The following is a 19,919-nucleotide window of genomic DNA, read 5'->3' as shown; positions in this document are numbered from 1 at the left end:
GACAATGCTATATCTAGGTGCTTTCTAGGCTTAAATTTTGGTAGAATTATCCATTCCGCAAGCATTCACATATGAGAGCAAGTAAACATAGATTGTAAGCAAGTATTGTTTACTTGTCCGAAAGTAAGTGATTACCGAGCGCAAGTAAATAACAAATGAAAGCAAGTAAGCCCCATATATAATACATGGCACCCTTATATAAGGGTGCCAAATGATAAAACTATAGCATTACGCTCGTTGCTTACGAGTCATTACATCAAAGATTACTGCCCCAGCTAAAACTCCTCCGCGAATCATGTATTGATACGAAATACCAACACCAAGCAAGTTCATCCCGCTTGATAGGCAGGCCATTACTATGGCACCAATAATGGCACCCGTTACTTTACCAACTCCACCTGCAGAAGACACCCCTCCTACATAGGCCGCAGCAATTGCATCAAGTTCAAATAGTGTCCCTGCTGTAGTCGTTGCTGATTGAAGCCTAGAAGTAAATAGAATCCCTGATAATGCAGCGAGCATTCCCATCGATCCAAATACGATATATGTAATCTTCTGTACATTGATACCGCTCAAATGGGCAGCTTCAGGATTACTTCCGACTGCATATATATGGCGACCTAGTACCGTTTTTGTCGTCAAGAAATGATAGATAACTACTACTATAATCATAATGATTACTGTCCATGACAAACCATTGTAGCCTGCTAGAATCCATGTAATATATCCAATAATTGCAGATATTAACACAAGCTTTACACTAAATAACCCGTTAGACATAACTTCGAATCCATAGGTCATTTTGTTTCGACGGGTAGAAATTTCATTGTAAACAAATAAAATAATTCCTACTAAACCTACTAATAATGTTAATAGATGCAAGCCATTTATTTGCATAATAGAGGGAATAAATCCATTCCCAATTGCATTAAACTGATCGTCTTTAATAATAATTGTTCCAGTTTTCTCTGTCACTTGAAGTAATGCACCACGGAAAATGAGCATTCCTGCAAGCGTTGCTACAAAGGCTGGTATCCCAATCTTTGCGACTAATACTCCATTAACCATTCCGATTAGTGCTCCGAGGATCAAAATTGTTGGAATAGTTATCCAAACAGATACGCCCATTTGTGTTAAAAATATTGCTGCAATGGCACCGAGAAATCCGGCTAAAAATCCAACCGATAAATCTATATGACGAATTACAATTACTAATGTCATACCAACTGCCAGTACAGCAATATACCCTGCTGAATCCAATAAATTACTAATGTTTCGTGAAGACATAAATAGTCCGTTCGTCATAATTGTAAACGTCAACATAATCACTACTAACGCAATATACATTCCGTAATCTCGAATGTTGGCTTTGACGAGTGCTTTTGCTTCTCCAAAAAAGTTCATCATTATCCTCCTTTTATTGCGTCGCAAGTTCCATTATTGTTTCTTGTGTCGCTTCCTCCATCGTTAACTCACCTTTAATGGAGCCTTCCGCCATGACGTAAATTCGATCACTCATCCCTAGTACTTCTCCTAGTTCAGATGAAATCATAATAATACTCATTCCTTCTTTGATCAGTTCATTCATAATTGTATAAATCTCGAACTTCGCTCCCACATCAATTCCTCTTGTAGGTTCATCCAATATCAAAATCTTAGGTCCAGTAAACAACCATTTACCAAGGGATACTTTTTGTTGATTTCCACCACTGAGCTTCCCTACAATCTGTTCAAGTGAGCTCGCTTTAATATAGAGTGAATCCTTATACTCAGTTCCAACTTTTACTTCTTCGTTTAAGTTTAATATTCCCCTTTTGGAGACACCTTTGAGATGCGCTGCAGAAACATTACTTTTAATATCCTGCAATAAGAATAATCCATCCCCTTTACGATCTTCCGTTACATAGGCAATACCTGCTTTAATAGCCTCACTTGTATGCTTTAATACCTTTGTATTCCCATACATTTTCATGTTGCCTTGTAACTTATAATTTTTAGGATTCCCAAAAATGCTAAGAGCAAGCTCTGTTCGACCTGATCCCATTAGACCAGCAATACCAATAATCTCGCCCTTTTTCACTTCAATCTGTACGTTATTTACAACATTCCTACCTAACTGTGAATCATAAGCAGTCCAATTAGATAATTCTAGAATTGTTTCACCGATATTCCTGTCTAGACGCTTTGGATAAATATCTTCAATGTCACGTCCAACCATATGTTTAATAATGACATTTTCAGATACTTCCCCTGCACTCGCATCAAGCGTACAAATCGTCTGTCCATCACGTAGTACGGTTACTTTATCTGCAATATTTATGATCTCTTTAAGCTTATGAGAGATCATAATACAGCTAATTCCTTGGTTTTGCAGTTCCTTAATGAGTACCAATAAATTTTCACTATCATCTTCATTAAGTGCGGCAGTTGGTTCATCTAATATAAGCAAGTTAACATCTTTACTTAAAGCCTTGGCAATTTCTACTAGTTGTTGTTTCCCTACACCTAATTCCTTGATCAATGTTTCTGGTGTCACCTTTAACTTCACTTTTTCCAATAGCCCGGTTGCATGAACAATTGTTTTGTTCCAATCTACGAAGGGACCTTTTTTTAGTTCGTTTCCGGCAAATATATTTTCATACACAGTCAAATCTGGAAATAGAGCTAGTTCTTGATATATAATACCAATCCCTGCTTTAACACTATCCGTAATCTCATTAAACTGTTGCACCTTACCTTTAAATACGATATCTCCCGTGTAATTGCCATATGGATACACTCCACTTAGTACTTTCATTAAAGTTGATTTACCAGCACCGTTTTCTCCAACCAAACAATGAATCTCGCCTTTTTTTACTTTGAAATTTACGTTTGAGAGGGCCTTGACCCCTGGGAATTCTTTAGAAATATTATTCATCTCTAAAATATACTCACTCATATTATTACCTCCCCCTACTAAAACAAATAAAAATAGAGAAATAGTGATAGATGAATCTACCACTATTCTTCCTTTTCAGCTGTCTTACTCTAAACCTGTGAATTCGCTAGCTTCGTAATACTTAGAATCAATAAGTTCTGCTTTTACGTTGTCTTTGTCAACTACGATAACATTTGTTTGTTTTGCTTTTACTTCAACCGCTCCATTATCATAAGAACCTGTTGTTTCTGGCGTGTTGCCATCTAACACTTCTACTGCCATACCCATTGCATCTTTTACTAATGTACGAACATCCTTGAACACTGTCATCGATTGTTGTTCATCAATAATGTATTGAATAGATGCTTTTTCTGCATCTTGCCCTGTTACAAAATATTTTGTAATTGCACTATCTGAAGCAAATACATCTGCGATAGAACGAGCAGTTCCATCATTTGGTGCTAGAATGGAAACGTCTCCTTTTAAGTCAGCTTTAGCTGCAGTTAAATGAGTTTGTGCTTTGTTTTTCGCATCATTTGCATCCCAGTTTGTTGTAATCTGGCCGATAATCTTCCCTAATTGATCACGTGACAGATCTGCTGAATCCTTTAAAGCTTCTGCTTCACTTGAGTTGGCAATTTTAAAAGTACCATCCGCAATTTTCGGTTGAAGTACTTTCCATGCTCCCTCGAAGAACAAGAATGCATTGTTGTCAGACGCTGCACCTGCATACAGATAAAGTGGAACATCTGAGCCATTCGCATTGTCTACTAAATACTGAGCTTGTGCGGCACCAACTGCTAAGCTATCAAAAGTTACATAGTAATCTACTGCATCCGTATCCGTGATTAAACGGTCATATGCAATAACTGTTACACCCTCTTTTTTCGCTGCCTCTACTGCTGAAGCAGCAGCTGCTCCATCATGAGGAGTGATGATTAATACTTTTATTCCTTTATTTAATAACGCTTCTACATTTTCTTTTTCCTTCGCAGAAGATCCTTGGCTGAACAGAATTTCCGTGGAATAATCCGAATCTGCTAAAGCATCTTTAAAACGTTGCTCATCCTGAACCCAACGTGGCTCATCCTTTGTTGGTAATACGATACCCACGTCTACCGAACTATCTCCGCTTCCATTGTTACATCCTGCGACAACTAATACGAAAGCCATCAATATTGCTAAAAAAGTTAACCCCTTGAACTTCTTCATTCTTTTATCCCTCTCCCTTTTTCTGAAAAATGATTACTCCTTAATTATAAATTCAGATTATTTATATGAAAGCGCTATCAACTGTATTCTTTTATCATTACCTATACTTTTTCAACTTTTGAAATAAAGTATGGAGTTTTACACGGAAGTTAGCTTTTACATCAACATAAAAAAAGCTAGTAGCATCAGATGCTACTAGCTTTTTTTATGTTCTATTTTATGGAATATCCCTTTTTGTTAACTATTTCGCCATTCTTCATCCACGGATCATGTTAATCATTTTCTATATTTTTCTCTTTATCTTGTACTATTTGATCAAATGATTCCATCAAGCTTTGGAGTAAAATATTTTCTTCCTCGTAAGTATCTTTTGATTTAACTTCTACCGATAAATCATTAGATGGAACTCCAGTTAGCTTATGGACACTCACATCTAACGCTTCCGCAATTGACTTAATATATCGTCCATCTGGGACATCCTTGCGTTCCCAATTAGAAATAGTACTAATCGTCACTTCTAACTCTAAAGCCAGTTCTTCCTGTGACATGTTCTGCTCTTTTCGTACTGTACGTAATACCTCTCCCTTAATTTGAATAATAGATTCCCCCTTCTAACTATTATTTAATAAGTAACCTACTAATATTTACCCCACTTTGTAGATATCATGTAAGTTATTAGATAATTACTAGAAAGTACCTAGACTATATTCCCCAATCCTCTTTTAAAACTTCTTTAATGGACTCTAAATTTTCCCTACCTATTTGATTTGCAATTTTATTCTCTAGCCCAGCCTTAAGGGATTCATTTTTTTCATAGCATGCATCTCCTAAGGTAGTTAACCGAATAGATTTTTCTTTTTTATTGTCTTTGACTCCGCTAATTTCTACTAATCCTTTTGATTCTAAGCTTCGTATGATTTTATGCGTTGCCTGGCGTGAGATATTTACTTGTTTGTTAATATAGGAAATGGTCGGATTCTTTTTATAGATTTTCGCAATGATGAACCACTCTGAATTGGATATATATATATCATTGCTGTTATTCCATAATTCTTCCGTAACTCTTTTAATCATAATATGTCTTTCACTTATTAAATCGATTAGATCTAAACTATTTACATCATAGTCGTAATTCAAGCATATTCCCCCGTTCACTATTTATCTGTTACTAAATATACAAGGACTATTACCTATCGTCAACTAAGTTGACTATTTTAAAAATTTAGCTTATACTATACTTAGTTAACTAAGTTGACAATAATGTTTAGAGGAGCATGTAGATGTTTGAAGTCGGCGAACTAATTAATTATTCTTCTCACGGCATATGCCAAATTGACGATATTTGTGAAAAAACATATTTCGATATTACAAAGAAATATTATGTTTTGCACCCATTAGATAATCTAAAATTATCGATAAGTACTCCGGTAGATAATAAGGCGGTATCTATGCTTGAACTCCTTGAACCAGACGAAGCGAAAATAATATTAGATTCCTTCCATTCTCCAGGTATTGAATGGATTGAAAATAACAAAGAACGCACAAAAACATACTCTGAAATTATAAATAGCGGCGATCGAAATAATCTTTCGAAAGTAGTGAATACATTAATCCAGAAAAAATTTGAAGCAGAACTGGATAAGAAGAAATTACTTGATCAGGACTTAAAGCTTTTAATTTCCGTGCAAAATATTTTGTATAGAGAACTGGCACACGCTTTAAATACTTCTTTTGAATCTATAATGGATGAAGTTTCAAACAGTATTCTTTCTACGATGGAAGTACCAAATACAGTGTGAATATATTCAATACAAAAAAGCCTCCGACCAATTCAGTGAATTGATTGAAGGCTTATTTTAGTTTTAAAATAAAATATCCGTCCAAATTTTTAGTGCAGTAGCTAAGATTAACAATGCCAAAATGACTTGAAGAATTTTAGTATTCATTTTTTTGCCCGCCATCGCACCTAGTGGGGCTGCTATTAAGCTTGCGACTATCATAATTACAGCCGGGAAGTACTCAACCTGTCCTGTGGAGACTTTCCCAACTGTTGCGCCAATGGATGAAATGAAGGTAATTGCAAGGGAAGATGCAATGGTTACCCTAGTCGGTATTTTTAATACGACCAACATAATTGGCACTAATAAGAATCCACCTGCGGCACCTACAATACCTGAACCGATACCAACAATAAATGCTAAGATTGCGGCTAGCCACTTGTTAAAAGTAACTTGATCCAAAGGAATATCATCTATCCCTTTCTTCGGAATAAACATCATGACAGCAGCTATTAAAGCAAGAACACCATAGACTATATTTATGCCATTTTCGGACATCGATTGAGATCCGAAACTCCCGATTACACTACCGATCAACACGCTAACACCCATGTAAATGATTAATGTTTTGTTCAAAAATCCGCCTTTGCGATATGCCCATACTCCTGCTATGGAAGCAAACAGCACCTGTACTGCGCTTATGCCAGATACCTCATGGGCACTGAAAGCAGCTAGACCGAACAATGGTGGGATAAACAAGAGCATCGGGTATTTAATGATTGATCCGCCAATACCTAGCATTCCAGAAATGTATGAGCCTATAAATCCAATTAAAAAAATGGTAATGATAAACGTTAAATCCATTTTAATACCCCCTATAAAAGAAGGGAACCTTCCTTCGGTTCCCTATTCTTTATCAACCTTTTTTAATCCAGAATTTAAATACACCGTTTTCTTCAGTGGACTGAACTAGTTCGTGCCCACCTGATCTAGACCAAGCGGCTAAATCTGCTTGAGCTCCTTTATCCGTTGCATGGATTTCTAGAACTTGACCAGTTTCTAAATCATTCATCGATTTTTTTGTCTTCACGATTGGCATTGGACAAGCTAGTCCTTTGGCATCCAATAATTTATCTGCATTCATCTAATATCTCTCCTAATTACGTATTCTTTTTAGTGTAACTTTTTAACGAACTGCACAACGATTTGGTCCAATTTCCATTTCACGTTGCTTGTCATCATCTGGTGTAATTTTCCCCATATTGGTTTCACGAATTTCTTGATAGGAGTTTGGCTGCGGAGGCAAGTTACCAGTAACCATTTGTCTGAATTCTGCTTCGTCGGCAATGTTCAAGCCATGATTTTCTGCAAATAAAGTTCCTAACTGTTTAGCCACACTGCCGTCGTCATTTAATTCCTCGATAATCATAAAGTGAGCAGGTAGTACGATTAAATCAGTTGAAAGCTCTCTATAACGGTTATAAAGTGTTTCCCTTAAATCTCCAACCCAATCCTCGGCCAATCCTGCAAGGTCTGGTCTCCCAATAGAATCAATGAACAAAATATCACCAGAAAGTAAATATTTTCCATCAATCACAAATGAAGTAGAACCAATTGTGTGGCCTGGTGAATACAAGGCAAGGATATCAATTTCCGTATGACCAATTGTCACCACATTACCACCTTCCAATGGGGAGTACTCAAATGTAACCTCCTCCGCGTCTTTTGGTGGTAACCAGTATGTTGCATTTGTGATCTCAGCGATTTTTCTTCCACCTGAAATGTGGTCAGCATGTAAGTGTGTATCAAACACATGGGTGATTTTAGCTCCAATAGTTGATGCAAATTCAACATAAATAGCTGGATTTCTTGTTGAGTCAATAACAGCAGCTTCTCCATCAGAAACGATCATGTAAGACAAGCACCCTTTTCCTAGACGTACAAATTGATAAATTTCTCCACCATTTGTCAAATCGCCTATTTTTACAGGTTCCAAGTATTCGCTCCAAGCTTTCATACCACCTTTTAGATAGGAAGCTGAAAGCCCAGCATCTGATAACATTTCAGCTACAAAAATCGATGAACCCTCTTTTGCACAAACTACTAGTACGTCTGTATTCGTAGGGATGGAATCCATAATTTCCTCTACACCATCTAGTAAATCAAAATAGGGAGTATTCAATATTGCAATATTTTGTCCTTCTATTTTCCAATCATTAAAATCACTTTCATTACGAACGTCCAAAATAAATAATTCTTCTTTATTGATTACTTTTTTAGCAACTTCTTTAGCTGTCATTTCTTTTACTGACATCAATATGCCTCCTATTGTTTGATTGATTAAATTAGAATGTTAGAGTTACATCTGCAGTTTTTGCAAATTCCAGGAAAGTTACAGCGCCACCAACTTCGATACCATCTACAAAATCTTCTTTTTCAAGTCCCATTACATCCATAGTCATTTGACAACCGATGAACTTCACGTCCATTTCTTGCGCCATTGCAAGCAATTCAGGAATACTTGGTACATTTGCTTTCGCAAATCCTTCAGCAAAATGTTCTTTTCCTTCAGGCATTGCAAGTGCTTGATTTGCTTCTTTATGGATTAAGTTTAATCCTTCAAATGTAAAGAAAATGGCTACTTCTTGGTCAGTTGCTGCTGCCGCCGTTGCAATATTAAATACTTTGTATGCATCAAATAATCCACCGTTGCTTGCTATAATTGCTACTTTATTGTTTGTCATTTTTTATTCCTCCATTTTAGTTAATATACTGATTTTCCAGTTGGTCCAGTCCATTCACTCATACCAGGCACGATATTGATGACTTGCTTGAACCCTGCCGCTGTCAATTGTTGTGCCGCAAGATCACTACGATTTCCCGTACGGCAAACCACATATATTTCAGCTTCTTTATCAAATTCATTTAAGTATTCATCCAAGTCACCTAGGGGAACGGACTTTGCATTCGGGATATGGCTAAATGCATATTCCGCTGCCTCCCGTACATCCAGTACCACTATATCTTGGTTTGCATCTATTTTTTGTTGCAATTCTTCATTTTTCATGACATTAGGATGCTTTTTTTCTCTTGTTTCTTCTTCACTTGATTTACGAAGGTAGTGTTTTAAGACTGTCCCTTCTTCAACTGTTCCGAGGTATTGATGGCCTGTACTCTTTGCCCAAGCTTTCAAGTCGGCAGTCGATCCTTTATCAGTCGCTTGAATTTCCAACACGTCTCCAGACTCCAACCCGTTTATGGCCTTCTTGGTTTTGACAATCGGCATTGGACAAGCTAAACCTTTTGCATCTAGTACTGAATCTGATTTAATCACGTTAATTTCCTCCTTATTTCAAATACGTATAGGGGTATGCAATATTCCAAAAAAAATTATTCAGTCGGACCGTTCCACTCAAGCATTCCGCCTGTCATGTTAACTACTTTATATCCGTGATCTTCAAGTAAAGTAGCTGCTTTAGAACTTCTACCTCCTGATCGACAAACAATGATATATTCTTTCGATTTATCTAGGTCCTGCATCTTAAACTCCACCAATCCTAATGGAATATGCATAGCAGTTGGAATTTTTCCTGCATTCACTTCTTCAGTCTCACGTACATCAATAATGTGGATAGCTGATTTGTCTTTTAGTAAATATTCTACTTCATTCGGGTTTATCTGTTTCATTCTATTATTTCCTCCTTTAATTAGCGCCAAGCGCCCATTCCACCTTTTACATTGGTGATATTTTCAAATCCCATTTTTTTCAATACTTTAGTCGCATTGCTGCTTCTCATTCCACTTTGACAAATTACGATTACTTCTTTGTCCTTAGAAAGTCCGTTAGCTTTATTCTGAAGAACATGTAAAGGAATATTTTTAAACTCTTTAATGTGATTTCCTTTAAATTCATTTGGCGTTCGGACATCAATAAACTGTTTATCTTTGTTTTTTAACTCCATTTTTAATTCTGCTGTACTTATAGTACGGATTCCTTTTGTCGGTACAAATCGTTTATATAGAAAAAAGGCAACAGCACCGATTATTAATAGGTTTACCAATATATCCATCATTATGGGGAGCACCTTTCTATCGTCTAATTTTATTATGTCTAGATAAATAGGTTCACGTTACCGTCTTCTGCGTCTGCCAGATATGCAGCTACACCGGCATATTCAATGTCGTCCAATAATTCTTGTTCTTGTAATCCCAATAAATCCATTGTCATCGTACATGCGATCAGTTTAACGTCTTGTTCTTGAGCCATTTCAATTAGACTCGGGAGTGTCATTACGTTATGCTTTTTCATAACATGCTTAATCATTTTAGGACCTATTCCAGCAAAATTCATATTGGATAATCCCATTTTGTCTGCACCTCTTGGCATCATTTTGCCAAACATCTTTTCCAGGAAGCCTTTTTTCAAAGCTAATGGTTCATCTTTACGCAGTGCATTCAATCCCCAAAAAGTATGGAATATCGTGACTTCATGATCATAAGCTGCAGCACCGTTTGCAATAATATAAGCTGCCATCGCCTTATCATAATCTCCACTAAACAAAATAATCGTAGTCCTTTTCACTTCAGTCATCTACTTGTTCCTCCTTCAATTCTCTTCATACCTACCGGGGTATATATTAATATAAAAATTTTTACCAATACCAGTATGGGTATATATTATGCTAAAAAGAAAAGTTCGTCAACTCTTAAGTTAAAGAGTTAAGGAACATCTCTTATCTACTTTTAATCAATAATTCAACTGCTTCTTTAACAAGATATTCGGTATCTTCACCATTCTCGACGTTCTTCCGAACACATTCCTCTAGATTAGTACTAACTATAACACCCATTGTGCGATCAATTGCGTTGCGTGAAGCTGATAATTGCATAATGATATCTTTACAGTCTTTTCCCTGTTCCATCATGCCAAGTACACCCTTTATTTGTCCTTCAATTCTTTTTAAGCGATTTACTACACTTTTATCGTATTCCATATGTAACCCTCCTTCGTTATTTACAAAGACATAGTTTTTAGTTACAAACTCATATTATACCCCCACAGGTATAATGTCAAGTGCTTTAATTTTATAATAAACATACCCCTATGGCTATTTTGAAAAACTTAATAAGAAAAACCGGAAAAAAACGTCCGGTCCTTTAAGTTCAAAACCTGTTTCTGTCGTTTTCGAAGTGCTTTAGACAGACGTTTTGCTATATAATAACGGAGTGAATTTTTAGGGGTGCCGGTTGGTTGTGACTGACGTCACAGCCAACCGGCATCCCTTTTTTCGGTAATCTTATGGCGTTTGTCTATCCGTCGCCCTCCTACAACTCTTAGAAACAGGTAAGTACATTTTTGGATAACTAGAGAAAAGATACTTTCCTATTCATAGCGGAAGCTCACGAAGATGCAATTTCGTTCGCTATCTCACTTCTTTATTTAGTAAACACTTCCTAATTCTCTTATTACCACTATATAAAAGAAGATCTCATTTCTTCCTCATTTATTCAATAGTCGATTTTATCCCTATATTAACTTTGTCTACTCTTATCGTCTTAGCGATAAGCTCTGCTAATCTTCTTAACGAGTACTACTCACTTAATTGATTGGAGTGAAAGGTGGCGACTCCAGCGGGATGAGGGAGACAGATGAGACATCCCATCGACGAAGAGCGACGGTGATGGCTCATTGCTCACCCCACGGAGGCCCACAGGATGTGGGTTATGCAATCGTTGCCGCAGGCCGCGGCGAACTTAGATTGCCTTCCCTTTGAGAGGTGGCGCTCTTAGCCTTTGTACTCCACCTGAAACGGAAATCAGTAGTATCATTCATGCATTAAATGTTCTGCAAATCTAATGTTCATACTGCATATTTTTATACTTTCTTTTAACCAAAAAGGCAGCTCAAATGTGAGCTGCCTTTTTGGTTAATGTTGCTTATTTATCTTTTAAATCTTCAATTGAATCAATATCCACGTATGCAGGTACAACTAATCCATTTTTTGTTCCTTGAAGATTCGGTCCAAGGTCAACTAAATCATTCTTATACGTTTCATAATATTCGACATGTGTACTTGGTAGCCAAGCACCAACCATTGCATCCGCACTATTATTAGCGACACCAGCAAACATAGGTCCAACTTCCACTTGAACATATTTCACTTTGTAGCCATTTTGCTCAAGTACTTTACCAACGACATTTGTACTGGCAATCTCTGAGTCCCAAGCGACAAACACAAGATCAATACTTTCGCCATTTCCTGCTTGAGCACCATTCGTCCACTCAGCCACTTTATCCGGATTGTCATTAATCCAATTTTCCGCAGCTTCAGCTGGACTAGATCCATTTGACACATCAACCATGACACTTTCCATATCACTCGCTTCCCAGATGAATTGATCTAGGATTTTATATGCACCAGGGGCATCCTGTTCAAGCCCTTTTCTGACAAGTGTATTAATATCTTCAGCTCCACCAAATGTACCCATAGGATCATCCAGGTATTTCAAATCGAAAGCAGAGAACATCCAATGTGGTGTCCAACCCGTCACTATAATTGGCTCTTCTGCTTCATAAGCTTTTTTCAACTCTGCAATCATTGCAGCTGAAGAACCTTCAACTAGATTCCAATTATCAAGACCATAATCAGTTATGACGGTTTTAGTTTGAGCCATAATTCCTGCACCAGGCTCAATACCAATTATTTCATATCCTGTCGCAGTACCAACTTTACTAGCATTCTCATTCACTGTTTCTGCTTGAGGAATTGCTAATACAATCGCAGCACCGCCAATAAGTACAGCAAAAATTAAAAAGACGATTTTTGGCTTAATCACATTTTCATAAGCTGGCTTGCGCAAGTTTTGTGTAATGCGATCGAGAATGACAGCAATAATAACAATAGACAATCCAGCTTCAAAACCTTGTCCTACATTAATTTGGCTGACAGCTCTGTATACATCTGCTCCTAGACCAGGTGCTCCCACTAAAGAAGCAGTTACAACCATTGAAAGAGCAAGCATAATACTTTGGTTAACTCCTGCCAAGATCGTTGGCATAGCTAATGGTAATTGCACTTTAAACAATTTTTGATTAGTTGTTGCTCCGAAAGCATTTGATGCTTCGATAAGATCTCCCGGTACTTCTCGAATACCAAGATTCGTCATACGGATAGTCGGCGCAATTGCGAAAATAAACGACGCAACAATCCCTGGTACTACTCCAATTCCAAAGAATAAAATCGATGGGATCAGGTATACAAACGCTGGCATTGTTTGCATAAAATCTAAAGTAGGAGTAACTACTTTTTGAACTGTCTTATTTTGTGCACACCATATTCCTACTGGAATCCCGACTAGAATAGTGAAGAACCCTGATACTAAAACAATCGAGAGGGTTTGAATTGTCGACTCCCAATACCCTAAATTATCAATCAGAAGTAAACTAACTATGGTAAATACACCTAATTGCCATTTACTCGTATAGGTGACTAAAAGTGCTAAAACGATTATTAATACGATAGGAGGTCCTACACTCAATACCTCAACTATTAGGTCCAAGCCCCAATCAATTACGGTTGTAAAAAATTTAAAGAAACCCGCAAATGCAATGGTTATCCATTCAACTAGGGTATCAACCCATTCTCCAAGTGGTATTTTCGATATATTCATTTAATCAATCACTCTCCAAATCGTTCAAGGAATTTTTGTTTCCAGCTAGAGCTCCAATTAATGCGCCCCGAATAACAATTCCTTTAATTCTTTTCTCTTCATCTATCACTGATATTGGCAGAGTAGATGTTGCCATCTCTTCCATAATATCAACAAGTAAGGTACCCTCTGTTACAGTTGGGATGTCCGTAGTCATCATTTCAGCAATTGGTTTTCCTTGATCTATTGCAAGACGTGCATTCTCAGCACTAAGTGCACCTAACAGCTTTTGCTTACGGTCCACAATGAATATACTAGAATAACCTTGTTTTCTCATGATTTCTAGTGCAACCCTTGGACCTCTGTCTATACTAATCTTCTCTGCACGTTGCATCACATGTGAGGCAGTTAATATTTTAGATAAATCGACATCTTCTACGAACTTCTCTACAAATTCATTTGCCGGCTCTATCATTATTTGTTCAGGTGTTCCGAGTTGAATGATGCTTCCATCCTTCATTAAAGCAATTCGATCACCAATACGTAGAGCTTCATCTAAATCATGTGTGATAAAGATAATAGTTTTCTTGAAGTTTTCTTGAATTTCAATTAACTCCTCCTGCATATCCTTTCGAATTAATGGATCTAGTGCACTGAATGCTTCATCCATCAAGATGATTTCTGTATCGCTAGCTAGCGCACGAGCAAGTCCAACCCTTTGTTGCATCCCACCACTCAATTGTGAGGGAAACTGGCTCTCATACCCCTTCAACCCAACAGCTGCTAACGCACTCATTGCTTTTTCATGGCGATCCTTTTCGGAAATTTTTTGAATCTCTAGCCCAAACCCTGCATTTTCTAGAATTGTTTTATGTGGAAAAAGGGCAAAGTTTTGAAATACCATGCTTATTTTTTTCTGTCTCACATCTCTTAGACGTGCAGCATCCATTTTTACAATATTTTCATTATCGATCAAAATCTCGCCTAGTGTAGGCGTAATTAAACGGTTGAACATACGGATTAATGTAGACTTACCACTCCCTGATAATCCCATTATTACGAAGATTTCACCTGGGTATATGCTAAAGTTCACATTTTTAACGCCGACAGTTTGCCCTGTTTCTTTTAATATGTCTTTTTTTGACTTGCCTTGTTTTAATAACTCCACTGCAGCTTTTGGAGATTTACCAAAAATCTTCGTTACATTTTTTACTTCTACAATTGGTTCCATTTATACACCTCGATCATCGTTCTCTTCAGAAAAAGACATACTCATCCCTTTTCATGAAGGCAGATTATTAGACTTTAGTTTAGTTTTCGAAAGTAAAGAAGGGTTATGTAAACAATAAAAGATTAAGCGATGCATTTATCGCTTTGCTTTTATTCCACATAAAACGTAGAAATACTTCAAAAGTAGAATTTTAAATATACTTTTTTATTATTTCTCTAATTACAGTTATTCATACCAACTTTAGATTTTAAAATGAGAGGATTAAAAAAATAAAAGGGGAGAACTGCATTCGTTTCATTTTTAAGGAGAAACAGGATGTTTACTAAGCTATAACTATATAGTTATTTAGGAGTAATTTCAATTTAACAGTTCACTTTAAAAATTAGAATAAGGTTAAATAGACCTATATATATGAATTTTTCAAAAAATTCCATAAAGCATTGGTACTATTACCTTCAAAAGGAATTTCACTAGTAGAATTAAAGTAATAAAACCCTTTATTTAATTTTTCGAAAATAATCCATTTGACCTATTGAAAATATGTTCTCACTTTAATATTTACAGCAAACAAAATATAGCTTCTCTTGAGATTAATACTCAGGAGAAGCTATTTATAGATCAAATTATATTCTATATGCTGATAAATTATCATAATGTACTGAGCCGAAGTTCGTAAATATACTGCACAATCGGATGCTTTGACTTCATCTTTTCAGTCATGTTTAAAATTCGTTTTTTTCCAATCCGTCTGTCTACTAAAGCTAGAACATTTAATAGGATATCTTTGCTGTCTATGCTTTCCTCTATAGAAGTCGATAAAAACTTATTAGCTACAACGATAAAATTTGATTTACTTAATGATGATTGCGCTAACAAAAGTTCCTTTGCATGTTCTGATAATTTTCTTCCTCTTGCAATTACTTGTAGACGATTCTCGGGAACTATTCCCTTTGTTTCTTTTCTTAAATCATCAATTTCCTCATTGCTAATAGGAATTTGGATACCAGAATCATTCTTAATTTCCAACTCTGTCTGATACCATCTGATTAAAGTCGTAGGATCACTCATATTGAGTACATTCTTCTTATCTACCGCAATATAACAGGTTCCTGCTTTACCAGGTAAATAACCGTAGCTGGTTGAACGGTATTCAAACCTTCCATGTAACGCAGGACAGAGAAAACTCTCCAGATTTTGCTTCAATTTGCTCCAGGCCATGTAATTCTCCTTCATCTATATATTTTAAGTATTTGTTAAATTAGTTAGTCTATTATTCACCAAAATCCTATTTTGCTGAATTATTGAATTCATTTTAGAATAATGTATGACAATTTTCTCCAATACATCTATACCTATTAATATATCATCTAGATCTGTATACTAGATGCAAGTGTACAACTCTGTTCTTCGTTTGAGTATGCAGTTCTAGTAACTCCGTTTCCCTTAGCATCAGAGCTATATTGGTTAATATTATTAAATAGTAACTCATATCTTTTCTTACTATCCACACAAATATCCCCATTTCCCATTATATCTCCATAAATTATTCTTGGTCAGAATGAATAATTTCTTCATCATGCGATTAACGCTTCAATATTTATTTTATAGAGCTCTGACTAGACTGTCAGTATAGAATGCGAACAAGATGTATGTATGTATGTATGTATGTTTATTTTTTTTGCACAGTATACAATGGTGTAAAATTAATTGAATGGTATACTTCACTCTAAACTTTTACTTGACTGGAAGTGAATAAAGATAATGAAAAAAACGGTAATTTACAAAAATGACGATCAATTTAATATAGAGGCTGATTTCTATGGAACTCATCAATCTAATTCTCCAGTGATTATCTACATTCATGGAGGAGGCTTACTTTGGGGTGAAAAAGAGGAAATCAGCAAGGAAATGATACAACTTTTTACCAGTAATGGATATGGATTATTCTCTATTAATTATAGACTAGCCCCTGAAACTAAGCTACAAGATACTTTGGATGACATTAAAGTTGCAATAAAATGGTTAGAGTCAGAAGGACAAAATCAATTATCTATTGATCCCCGAAAAATAGCTGTTATCGGAAGTTCAGCAGGGGGATTTCTTGCGCTTAGTGCAGGAAATTTCGAAACTAAACCACGTGCTATCGTGTCTTTTTATGGATATGGTGACATTAGTGCAGAATGGGCTACTAACCCAAATGACTACTATCGACAAAAGGACTTGGTCTCAAAAGAAATGACACGAAGTCTAATTAGCAAAGAGATTATAACAAATGCATCACTTGAAAAGCGTTTTCTTCTGTATTTACATGCTAGACAAACTGGTGAATGGATTCAAGAAATAACAGGTATTAATCCAACACTTAACAAAGAAGCTCTCATAAAACTTAGTCCCATCTATCATATAGCGAAGGATTACCCACCTACCTTATTATTACATGGAACTAACGATGTAGATGTACCATACTTACAATCTGTTTTTATGAGAGCTGCATTAATCAAGGAAAACATACAAACAAAATTAATTACAATTCCAAATGGAGAGCATGTATTTGAAAAAGATTTCTATAACCCCGTTGTTCAAAACGCTCTTCAAGAGGTTATCGATTTCCTTCATGTCCACCTATCAGATTAATATAAGAAAAACCGGGTAAAAAAATGCCCGGTCCTCTAAAAATAAAAACGTAGATATGCCGTTGATTTCCGCTACGAGCGGACGCTTTCCGTGGGCACGGCTTCAGCCGCTTCCCTCGCGATGCTCAGTCCAGGGTCTTCAGCTCGCGCTGTTCCCACTGGAGTCGCCGCTCTGCGCTCCAATCAACTAGGTCCACTTTATATAATACTACCCCTAATTCAAGAGTCCGTTTTACCCCTCTAGTAACTTTGAATACGCTTATCATCAAAGCGATAGGCTATGCAGATCTACTAGTGGAGTACTACTCATTTAATTGATTGTAGTGAAATGTGGCGACTCCAGCGGGAACAGCGAGAAAGTCGAGACCCCCCAGGCAGCGCAGCGCACGAGGAGGCTCGGCCTCGCCCGCGGAGGCCAACAGGATGTTGGTCACAAAGGCGTTGCCACAGGACGTGGCGCCCTTAGCCTTTGTTCTCCACATGTAACGGAAATCAGTAGTATTATGCATTCTTAAAAGTTCTGTAAAACCAGTGTTCATGCTGTATTTTTATATACTTTCTTATCTTTTAAAAAAGTGCAAGCGTCCATTAAAAATAATGTACGCTTGCATTACAGTTACCGGCTCACCTTAGGCTTCACATTAAGCTATACGATGAAAGTGGAAATTATTCAAGTGTCTCAAATATCGGCCTTTCACTGGCAGGAAACTTCCGTGCCAATGAGTTTAAGTGACTTTGGCAATAAAAGAAGCAAATACTCTATAAAATCGATACATAGCTAGTACATGACCATAATTTTCTAAACTAGATGGATGCAGGGAAAAGTGCGAGCTGAATACCTGGACTAAGCGATGCGAGGGAAGCGTCCTTCTCTGTAGCGCAAATCCCTGCCGAAACCACTAAGACGCATTATTACTAGAAAACGAACGAAAATATCAAGTAGAGCAAAATGGTTAATTCACTTGCGTCTAAAAAATTTAACCTTTTTTATTTTAGCTAAATATAAGCCACCTTTTTCAGATATATAACCTAAGATAGCGCCTATCAACATGGAGTATATTGTAGTCGATAAGTCGAAATCATTTCCAAAATAGATCGCACTGCCTGCAAAAGTACCTGGAACAAACGATAATACACTCCATTTAGATTGGACCACGATAATCATGCAAATAATTGTCGTAATAATAAATGAAACAAATGGAAAATGTAATATTCCAGGAATATAAGCTATTAGGAAACCATATAAAGCACCTGTAAAATTTGATGGCAATGTTTTTAATAAGCCTGCATTTCCTCCACCAGCCGCATAAAAACATGCCCATGATACAAAACCAACCCAAGAAATGAGACCGAATATGTGGGCGGTCCCAGCCCATGTAGCTGACAATAAACCAACGCTTATTGCTAGGGCAATCGTTTTATCCATAGTTGTTCCTCACTTATTATTCAAGTTTGGAGTATTCATAAACATTTCTAATTAGTAGACTCGACATTTTTCCAAAGCCGATCTAATATCATAGCGACAAACGTCCCTAAGAGTAACCCATTTGATAATAAATGCTGAAAAATACTAGGCAATCCATTGAATGTTTCACTTGGTAAAAACATAATACCTATTCCTATTAAAAAAGCAACACCGATAATTGTTGAATTCCTCTCGTTAAAAGATTCTTTTCTCAAGGAACGAATTGCGATTGCTAACATTTCTATTAACGTTGCTAAAAGGGCGGCACTGGCTACCGGCAATGGTAATGTAGCTAATATACCTACAATTCTCGGAAATAAGGAGATAGCAATTAAAGCCAAACTAGCAATTATAAACGGAAAAATGCTATACTGTTTCGTCAGCTTGACAAAGCCAGCAGTAGCTGGCAGAGGCACAACCGCTATCGTTGAGAACATTGCAGATAAGATATGGGATATTCCACCAGTCCACGTCCCAGCGTAAAGCCTTTTTTCAAATGTCCCCTCTTTATGCGGAATGGCTTCCTGTGTAGCAGTGATAGCTGCAAACGTATTAGATAAGAGCAAGAAGGTAAACAAAATAGCTGTTACCATCATTCCGCCATTAAGCTTTGGCAAACCCCAAACAAAAACTTCTGGAAGGCTGATTAGTTCAGATGAAACAATTGAAGTGTCTGGTCCTTTACCTAATATGACAAATATTGTCCAGCCAATTAGAATTCCTAATAGAATGGAGTAACCCTTAATCCTTCCTTTTCCTTTTATATTTATTAATAAAATGAGAAGGAACACGAACACAGAAATGAGAAAGCTAACGATATCCAGTTTTCCATTATTTACATTAGAAGAAACCATTCCCGTAAAAAACACTCCGCTTAATTGAATTGCACTGACCTAAACAAATGAGACAAATAAAAACACCTTTCGTTGAAAAACGGGTATACAATACCTAAATTCAACACGGAGGTGTTTTTTCTATGGGTACAAGAGTGAGTTATCCAGTAGAAGTAAAAATGAAGGCTATTGAAATGCGA

Annotated in this window: 22 protein-coding genes; 2 read left to right on the top strand and 20 right to left on the bottom strand. The window is 36.6% G+C overall.

The window, feature by feature from the left end:
- Positions 1-228 precede the first annotated feature (228 nt).
- The 5 genes from LDK52_RS19075 to LDK52_RS19055 all read right to left on the bottom strand — a co-directional run bounded on the left by LDK52_RS19075 (position 229) and on the right by LDK52_RS19055 (position 5,266).
- Entirely contained in the window at positions 229-1,404 is a 1,176-nt protein-coding gene (locus LDK52_RS19075; protein ID WP_277587502.1) for a sugar ABC transporter permease, read from the bottom strand.
- Between the two features lie 13 nt (positions 1,405-1,417).
- Entirely contained in the window at positions 1,418-2,938 is a 1,521-nt protein-coding gene (locus LDK52_RS19070; protein WP_277587501.1) for a sugar ABC transporter ATP-binding protein, read from the bottom strand.
- Positions 2,939-3,022: 84 nt separating this feature from the next.
- Positions 3,023-4,129 (bottom strand): sugar ABC transporter substrate-binding protein, encoded by a 1,107-nt coding sequence (locus tag LDK52_RS19065; RefSeq protein ID WP_277587500.1) that lies wholly within the window; start codon positions 4,127-4,129, stop codon positions 3,023-3,025.
- A gap of 272 nt (positions 4,130-4,401) precedes the next feature.
- Positions 4,402-4,719 (bottom strand): helix-turn-helix domain-containing protein, encoded by a 318-nt coding sequence (locus LDK52_RS19060; protein ID WP_277587513.1) that lies wholly within the window; start codon positions 4,717-4,719, stop codon positions 4,402-4,404.
- Positions 4,720-4,831: 112 nt separating this feature from the next.
- Entirely contained in the window at positions 4,832-5,266 is a 435-nt protein-coding gene (locus LDK52_RS19055) for a MarR family winged helix-turn-helix transcriptional regulator (RefSeq protein ID WP_277587499.1), read from the bottom strand.
- Positions 5,267-5,409: 143 nt separating this feature from the next.
- Between LDK52_RS19055 and LDK52_RS19050 the strand changes: the two genes are divergently transcribed.
- On the top strand, positions 5,410-5,928 hold the full coding sequence (locus LDK52_RS19050) for a CarD family transcriptional regulator (protein ID WP_277587498.1): 519 nt from the start codon (positions 5,410-5,412) through the stop codon (positions 5,926-5,928).
- 63 nt (positions 5,929-5,991) lie between these two features.
- On the opposite strand, the gene LDK52_RS19045 is transcribed toward LDK52_RS19050, so the two are convergent.
- The 13 genes from LDK52_RS19045 to LDK52_RS18985 form a co-directional block, all read right to left on the bottom strand.
- Positions 5,992-6,771, bottom strand: coding sequence for a sulfite exporter TauE/SafE family protein (locus tag LDK52_RS19045; protein ID WP_277587497.1), 780 nt, complete (start codon positions 6,769-6,771; stop codon positions 5,992-5,994).
- 52 nt (positions 6,772-6,823) lie between these two features.
- On the bottom strand, positions 6,824-7,051 hold the full coding sequence (locus LDK52_RS19040) for a sulfurtransferase TusA family protein (protein WP_277587496.1): 228 nt from the start codon (positions 7,049-7,051) through the stop codon (positions 6,824-6,826).
- A gap of 42 nt (positions 7,052-7,093) precedes the next feature.
- On the bottom strand, positions 7,094-8,221 hold the full coding sequence (locus LDK52_RS19035; protein WP_277587495.1) for an MBL fold metallo-hydrolase: 1,128 nt from the start codon (positions 8,219-8,221) through the stop codon (positions 7,094-7,096).
- 31 nt (positions 8,222-8,252) lie between these two features.
- The gene (locus LDK52_RS19030) at positions 8,253-8,651 is read right to left on the bottom strand and encodes a DsrE/DsrF/DrsH-like family protein (RefSeq protein ID WP_277587494.1); all 399 of its coding nucleotides are present in this window, start codon (positions 8,649-8,651) and stop codon (positions 8,253-8,255) included.
- Between the two features lie 20 nt (positions 8,652-8,671).
- A complete protein-coding gene (locus LDK52_RS19025) occupies positions 8,672-9,247 on the bottom strand; it encodes a sulfurtransferase TusA family protein (RefSeq protein WP_277587512.1) in 576 nt (191 codons plus the stop codon).
- A gap of 50 nt (positions 9,248-9,297) precedes the next feature.
- Positions 9,298-9,594 (bottom strand): rhodanese-like domain-containing protein, encoded by a 297-nt coding sequence (locus tag LDK52_RS19020; protein ID WP_277587493.1) that lies wholly within the window; start codon positions 9,592-9,594, stop codon positions 9,298-9,300.
- A gap of 20 nt (positions 9,595-9,614) precedes the next feature.
- The gene (locus tag LDK52_RS19015) at positions 9,615-9,977 is read right to left on the bottom strand and encodes a rhodanese-like domain-containing protein (RefSeq protein WP_277587511.1); all 363 of its coding nucleotides are present in this window, start codon (positions 9,975-9,977) and stop codon (positions 9,615-9,617) included.
- 41 nt (positions 9,978-10,018) lie between these two features.
- Positions 10,019-10,498, bottom strand: a complete 480-nt coding sequence (locus LDK52_RS19010; RefSeq protein WP_277587492.1) for a DsrE/DsrF/DrsH-like family protein — start codon at positions 10,496-10,498, stop codon at positions 10,019-10,021.
- 142 nt (positions 10,499-10,640) lie between these two features.
- On the bottom strand, positions 10,641-10,901 hold the full coding sequence (locus LDK52_RS19005; RefSeq protein WP_277587491.1) for a metal-sensitive transcriptional regulator: 261 nt from the start codon (positions 10,899-10,901) through the stop codon (positions 10,641-10,643).
- 943 nt (positions 10,902-11,844) lie between these two features.
- Complete coding sequence (locus LDK52_RS19000; protein WP_277587490.1) at positions 11,845-13,578, bottom strand: glycine betaine ABC transporter substrate-binding protein; 1,734 nt, start codon at positions 13,576-13,578, stop codon at positions 11,845-11,847.
- A gap of 4 nt (positions 13,579-13,582) precedes the next feature.
- Positions 13,583-14,788 carry a quaternary amine ABC transporter ATP-binding protein gene (locus LDK52_RS18995; RefSeq protein ID WP_277587489.1) on the bottom strand — a complete coding sequence of 402 codons (1,206 nt, stop codon included), beginning with the start codon at positions 14,786-14,788 and terminating at the stop codon, positions 13,583-13,585.
- A gap of 648 nt (positions 14,789-15,436) precedes the next feature.
- Entirely contained in the window at positions 15,437-16,006 is a 570-nt protein-coding gene (locus LDK52_RS18990) for an SF0329 family protein (RefSeq protein WP_277587488.1), read from the bottom strand.
- A 149-nt stretch (positions 16,007-16,155) separates the two neighbouring features.
- Positions 16,156-16,296 carry a hypothetical protein gene (locus LDK52_RS18985; protein ID WP_277587487.1) on the bottom strand — a complete coding sequence of 47 codons (141 nt, stop codon included), beginning with the start codon at positions 16,294-16,296 and terminating at the stop codon, positions 16,156-16,158.
- A 253-nt stretch (positions 16,297-16,549) separates the two neighbouring features.
- On the opposite strand from LDK52_RS18985, the gene LDK52_RS18980 reads away from it, so the two are divergent.
- Positions 16,550-17,422 carry an alpha/beta hydrolase gene (locus LDK52_RS18980; RefSeq protein ID WP_277587486.1) on the top strand — a complete coding sequence of 291 codons (873 nt, stop codon included), beginning with the start codon at positions 16,550-16,552 and terminating at the stop codon, positions 17,420-17,422.
- A 957-nt stretch (positions 17,423-18,379) separates the two neighbouring features.
- Here the strand turns inward: LDK52_RS18980 and LDK52_RS18975 are convergent.
- Positions 18,380-18,847 (bottom strand): DUF1097 domain-containing protein, encoded by a 468-nt coding sequence (locus tag LDK52_RS18975; protein ID WP_277587485.1) that lies wholly within the window; start codon positions 18,845-18,847, stop codon positions 18,380-18,382.
- Positions 18,848-18,894: 47 nt separating this feature from the next.
- Positions 18,895-19,770 (bottom strand): purine/pyrimidine permease, encoded by an 876-nt coding sequence (locus LDK52_RS18970; protein WP_277587510.1) that lies wholly within the window; start codon positions 19,768-19,770, stop codon positions 18,895-18,897.
- Positions 19,771-19,919: the final 149 nt, after the last annotated feature.

The sequence above is a fragment of the Psychrobacillus antarcticus genome, assembly GCF_029533155.1.
Taxonomy (GTDB): Bacteria; Bacillota; Bacilli; order Bacillales_A; family Planococcaceae; genus Psychrobacillus; species Psychrobacillus antarcticus.
The sequence above is the reverse complement of the archived record's forward strand: the minus strand, read 5'-3'. Positions and strand labels throughout refer to the sequence as shown.